Annotated in this window: 7 protein-coding genes, 1 pseudogene and 1 riboswitch; of the genes and pseudogenes, 4 read left to right on the forward strand and 4 right to left on the reverse strand. The window is 71.6% G+C overall.

The features are described 5' to 3' along the window. On the forward strand, positions 1-461 hold a 461-nt coding region (locus SACSA_RS0118765; RefSeq protein ID WP_232213006.1), incomplete at its 5' end, for a DMT family transporter. Between the two features lie 17 nt (positions 462-478). On the opposite strand, the gene SACSA_RS0118770 is transcribed toward SACSA_RS0118765, so the two are convergent. From SACSA_RS0118770 to SACSA_RS0118785, 4 genes are all read right to left on the reverse strand, one after another. Beyond that, on the reverse strand, positions 479-1,177 hold the full coding sequence (locus SACSA_RS0118770; protein WP_019819258.1) for a hypothetical protein: 699 nt from the start codon (positions 1,175-1,177) through the stop codon (positions 479-481). Between the two features lie 161 nt (positions 1,178-1,338). Continuing rightward, positions 1,339-1,887 (reverse strand): hypothetical protein, encoded by a 549-nt coding sequence (locus tag SACSA_RS0118775; RefSeq protein WP_028662039.1) that lies wholly within the window; start codon positions 1,885-1,887, stop codon positions 1,339-1,341. A 298-nt stretch (positions 1,888-2,185) separates the two neighbouring features. Further along, positions 2,186-2,446, reverse strand: coding sequence for a hypothetical protein (locus tag SACSA_RS0118780; protein ID WP_019819260.1), 261 nt, complete (start codon positions 2,444-2,446; stop codon positions 2,186-2,188). 80 nt (positions 2,447-2,526) lie between these two features. Continuing rightward, positions 2,527-2,817, reverse strand: coding sequence for a 4a-hydroxytetrahydrobiopterin dehydratase (locus SACSA_RS0118785; protein WP_019819261.1), 291 nt, complete (start codon positions 2,815-2,817; stop codon positions 2,527-2,529). 31 nt (positions 2,818-2,848) lie between these two features. Next, positions 2,849-2,960: riboswitch (TPP riboswitch) on the forward strand. 25 nt (positions 2,961-2,985) lie between these two features. Between SACSA_RS0118785 and SACSA_RS0118790 the strand changes: the two genes are divergently transcribed. From SACSA_RS0118790 to SACSA_RS23800, 3 genes and pseudogenes are all read left to right on the forward strand, one after another. Further along, positions 2,986-4,059: a thiamine ABC transporter substrate-binding protein gene (locus SACSA_RS0118790; RefSeq protein ID WP_019819262.1), complete on the forward strand. Its 1,074-nt coding sequence runs from the start codon at positions 2,986-2,988 to the stop codon at positions 4,057-4,059. Then, positions 4,035-4,379, forward strand: a complete 345-nt coding sequence (locus SACSA_RS0118795; RefSeq protein ID WP_019819263.1) for a hypothetical protein — start codon at positions 4,035-4,037, stop codon at positions 4,377-4,379. The genes SACSA_RS0118790 and SACSA_RS0118795 overlap by 25 nt, the downstream gene beginning before the upstream one ends. A gap of 16 nt (positions 4,380-4,395) precedes the next feature. Further along, positions 4,396-4,569, forward strand: a pseudogene (locus SACSA_RS23800) (WhiB family transcriptional regulator); the annotation flags it as partial.

Here is a 4,569-nt window from a genome sequence, read left to right on the forward strand (position 1 = left end):
CTCGCGTGCCTCGCGGCCACGGCGAGCTACGGGACGGCGTTCGTCTACCTGCGCACGTTCGTCGCCCGCTGCGGCTCGCCGCACCGGCCGTGGCGGCCGTGCAGGTCGGCGTCGGTGCCGTCGCGCTCGCGGCCACCGTGCCCCTCGTGGACGGCCTTCCGGTGACCCTCGACCCGGCCGTGGTGGCCAGCATGCTGGGCCTGGGCGTGTTCGGCACCGGGCTGGCGTATGTGTGGAACACCAATCTCGTCGCGGGCTGGGGCGCCGCACCCGCCTCGACCGTCACCTACCTCACGCCCGTCGTCGGGGTCGCGCTCGGCGCCCTCCTGCTGGGCGAGCGCATCGCGTGGAATCAGCCCGTCGGCGCCGCCCTGGTGGTCGCCGGCGTCGTGCTCAGCCGTGGGGCCGTCACCGCGCACGGGAGACGTGACCGCACCCGGCGGAAAGCCCCGGCTCGATGAGACGTGCCGGGAGCGGGTCAGCCGCGCGGTCGTGCGAACAGCGACTCGTCGACCGCCTGGCCGGTGGCCGACTCGATGAGCTGGAGAGCGAGCTTCTCCTGGCTGGTCCCGCGCTCCTCGGCCAGCCGCGCGAGCAGGCTGCGCGACATCGTGATCATCGGGAGCAGGTTGATCCGCCACGCGTCGCCGACCCGCTCGAACTCGTACTCGAACGGCGCGGGCTCGCCCTCGGTAAGCGCGTCTGCCACCGCCCGATTCCCCTCGACCGTCACCTCTCCGAGGTCGTGCCGCCCGACGCCGGAGCGTGTCAGCAACCCTTCGGTGACGGCGAACGCGTAGGTCTGCCGTCCGTCCCGCTGTCCCATTTCCTCCGGGGTGGAGGCGATGCGGAACACGCCGACGTTCGACCGGTCCAGCGCGGGCAGCTCGGCGATGCGTTCCGGCCCCGCCGTCGCGGCCAGATCGGCCAGCAAGGCGTAGTAGGAGGCCGTCTCGTCGCTGATGAGGGCGGCCGCCGTCGCACCGTCGCCGCCGCGTACCGCCTCGCGGTGCCGGGTGAAGACCTCCGCCACGGCGTCGGCGTCCGTACCGCGGCCCGCTCGACCGGTGGGGTCGTCGGCGGAGCCCTCGACGCCCGAACACGACACCATACCCACGGTGATCACGCCCGCCAGGACGGCCGCCAGTGTCCGAACGGTTCGGTGCCACGAAACCATGTGCTCTCCTCGCACGAAACGACCACCGCGCTCTGGGCAGCGCACGGGTGTGGTCCGTGCGGCGCGGGCGGGAGGAGGCTAACCCGCGCGACCGGCTTCGTGCCTGGTCAGCAACCCGAAGGGTGGACCATCGTCCGGGTATGGGTCGCGGCGGATTCGAATCACGGGCGTTCGAAGAGCGATTCGTCGACGGGCTCGCCCGCGTAGGCCTCGAGTGCCCGAAAGATGAACTCCTCCTCGGTCAGCCCCTGTTGTTCGGCGAGCTGGGGGAAGCTCGCGCGGGCCATCCTCAGTACCGGCATGATGTCGAACTTCCACATGCCGTCGAGGAGCTGGAACGTGAACTCGTACGGCGCGGGCTGGCCGTGCACGAGCAGTGCGGCCGTGGCGCGGTCCCCGTGCACCGCGACGGTGTCGATCTCGGTGCCTGCCACCGAGGAGTCGTCCACCAGGCCCTCCTGGACACCGAACGAGTAGGCGGCGTGGCCGTCCATCTCCGCGGCCTGCTCCGGCCCGGCGGCGATCCGGAAGAGGGCCGCGACGAACCGGTCCATCGCGGGCAGCTCGGCGAACTCCTCCGGCCCGGCGGAGCCGGCCACGTCGCTGAGCGTGTCGTAGTGGTCGAGACCTTCCGGGCCGACGAGGTCGGCGGCGGTATCTCCGTCCCTGTCCCCCACCGCCTGCCGGTAGGACTCGAACGTTTCGATCACGGCCGCCTCCTCGCCCTCGGGGGCGGTGGGCGCGCTCGAATCGGACGGCCGCTGTGCGGCGGACGCGAACCCGGCGGCCGGCTCGGCCGACCCCGCCGCCACGGTCGTGCACGAGGTGAGGGCGAGACCGGCGACGAGGACGGCGGCGAGTCTGACGATGCGGGGCGACGGCATTTCCGGGCTTCTCCTCGGTTCGCGACCGCGAGGACGCGTCGCGGCCGGCACGGTGGGGCCGCGAGAGCATATCCGGACGCGATCACGCCCCGAACTCGATCAGGTCACCGCAGGGAGAACGCACTCAGCCGTGGTCGGCGTGGCCGCGCCTGCGCGCGGTGTAGAACAGCACGGCGCACGCCGCGGCGACCATGATCGCGAACGCGGTGCCGCCGACCACGAGAGCCTGCACGACCTCGTCGGACGGCGGGGTGGGCGCGCTCTCGGGCGGGTTGGTCGGAGAGTCCTCCTGCGCGGACGCGGACAGCGCGCCGGTCGCCGGCCACAGGACCATCAGCAGCCCCAGCACCGACGACATCGCCACACCCCGGACGAACTGCTTCATCGCGCACTCCCCTCGACATCGGATGACCCCACCCGCACAACGTTCGATGCCGCTTCAGGAGTTGCCCGAACCCGCGGAGATCACACTGTGTCGAGCACCCCATCGATCTCGCCTGCCAGGGAAATGTCCTTCTCGGTGATCCCACCGTGGGAATGGGTGCTCAGCCGGAAGGTGACCCTGCGCCAGCGGATGTCGAAGTCGGGGTGGTGGTTCTCGCTCTCCGCGATCTCGGCGACCCGGTTGACCACCTGGATCGCGTGCGGGAAGTCGGCCAGCTCGGCCGTGCGCACGATCGCCGCTCCCTCCCGGCGCCACTCCGGCAGGTGCGTCAGGGCCTCGTCGATGCGTTCGTCACTGAGTAACTGCGTCATGGCTCCATCGTGGTACGTGGCCAGGTACCCTGCACGCTGCCACGGGAGTCCGGTGCGCCGGGCTGAGAGGCGGGCACGCAGCCCGCGACCGTCCGCACCTGAATCGGATCATGCCGACGCAGGGAAGGTGGTCGCACCTTTCCGCGCCGGCCACGGCAAGGAGGGTGAATGGGCCACAGGTCGGGCCACCACGTCGGCGCGCCGCGTGTGGCGGCGGCGCTGCTGTCGGCGGGGGTGTTCGCCTCGGGGTGCACGCTCACCGGCGGTGAGGACGAACCGGCAGGGGATCTGGTGACGGTCACGCTCGTCACCCACCAGTCGTGGGCCGTGCCGGAGGAGGTCGTCGACGCCTTCGAGCAGCGCGCCGGGCTGCGCCTCGACATCCGCCCGGAGGGCGACGCCGGTGAGCTGACCAACACGCTGGTGCTGAGCAAGGACGACCCGATCGCCGACGTGGCGTACGGAGTCGACTCCACCTTCGCCAGCCGTGCGCTCGACGCGGGGGTGTTCGAGCCCTACACCAGTCCCGAGGCCGACCGGGGCCCCCAGCGCTACGCGATCGACCCGCGCCAGCGGCTCTCGGCGGTCGACGTCGGCGACGTCTGCGTCAACATCGACACCGAGTGGTTCGCCGAGCGGGACGTGCCCGAGCCGACGAGCCTGGCCGACCTCACCGAGCCCGAGTACGAGGACCTGTTCGTGGTGCCGAGTCCCGCGACCTCCTCGCCCGGTCTGGCGTTCCTGCTGGCCACCGTGGCCGAGTACGGCGACGACGGCTGGCGAGACTACTGGTCCGCTCTCGCCGACAACGGCGCGCAGGTCGTCAGCGGCTGGACCGAGGCCTACACCCAGGAGTTCTCGGGCTCCTCCGGCGAGGGCGACCGTCCGATCGTGCTCTCCTACGCCTCGTCCCCGGCGGCGGAGGTCGGCCAGGACGGCACACCACGCACGCGCGCACTGCTGGACACGTGCTACCGCCAGGTCGAGTACGCGGGTGTGGTGGCGGGCACCGAGCACCCCGAGGAGGCGGGGAGGGTGGTCGACTTCCTCCTCTCGCACGAGTTCCAGGCCACCCTGGCGCGGAACATGTACGTCTACCCGACGCGGCAGGGTGTCGACCTTCCCGAGGGCTGGTCGCGGGTGGCGCCGCTGCCGCAGGACCCCCTGTCCCTGCCCGCCGACCGGGTGACCGACCACCGCGAACGCTGGATCGGTGAATGGCGCGCGGTGCTGGACGGGTAGCGGGGGCGGCCGGGCTCGCCTTCCTGCCGGTCGCCTTCCTCGGCGTGCTGTTCACCTGGCCCGTCGTGGCGATCATCCGGCTCGGCTTCGCCGACGGCGGGGTCGCCGCCGTGCTGGCCGAGTCCACCACCTGGCGGCTCGCCGGGTTCACCGTGGCCCAGGCCGCCGCGGCGACGGCGCTCGCCGTGCTGGCGGGCATGCCGCTGGCCTGGCACTTGACCCAGGCGCATCACGCGGGTGTAATCACATTGATGTCATTTCGCTGTCTTAAAAGGGGGCAGCTGGGGCAGTCCGGTACCGCCGGTCCTGGGAGTGCGTGAGAGCGAGGAGGCGGACGTGCGGTTGGACACTACTGGACAGGGAATGGGGGGCACGTCATGGAGTGGGGTGGGGCACCCGGACGAGGATCTGGGCGTGCTCACCGACCTCCTCGGCGTGGCGGAAGAGCAGGATTGGCAGGAACGCGCCCTGTGCGCGCAGACCGATCCGGAGGCGTTCTTCCCGGAGAAG

The sequence above is a fragment of the Saccharomonospora saliphila YIM 90502 genome (assembly GCF_000383795.1).
GTDB lineage: Bacteria > Actinomycetota > Actinomycetes > Mycobacteriales > Pseudonocardiaceae > Saccharomonospora > Saccharomonospora saliphila.

What these genes read in the sequence shown, in the direction of transcription:
- SACSA_RS0118790 (WP_019819262.1), top strand. Translation starts at nt 2,986, where the DNA reads ATGGGCCACAGGTCGGGCCACCACGTCGGCGCGCCGCGTGTGGCGGCG.
- SACSA_RS0118795 (WP_019819263.1), top strand. Translation starts at nt 4,035, where the DNA reads ATGGCGCGCGGTGCTGGACGGGTAGCGGGGGCGGCCGGGCTCGCCTTC.
- SACSA_RS0118770 (WP_019819258.1), bottom strand. Translation starts at nt 1,177, where the DNA reads ATGGTTTCGTGGCACCGAACCGTTCGGACACTGGCGGCCGTCCTGGCG.
- SACSA_RS0118785 (WP_019819261.1), bottom strand. Translation starts at nt 2,817, where the DNA reads ATGACGCAGTTACTCAGTGACGAACGCATCGACGAGGCCCTGACGCAC.
- SACSA_RS0118780 (WP_019819260.1), bottom strand. Translation starts at nt 2,446, where the DNA reads ATGAAGCAGTTCGTCCGGGGTGTGGCGATGTCGTCGGTGCTGGGGCTG.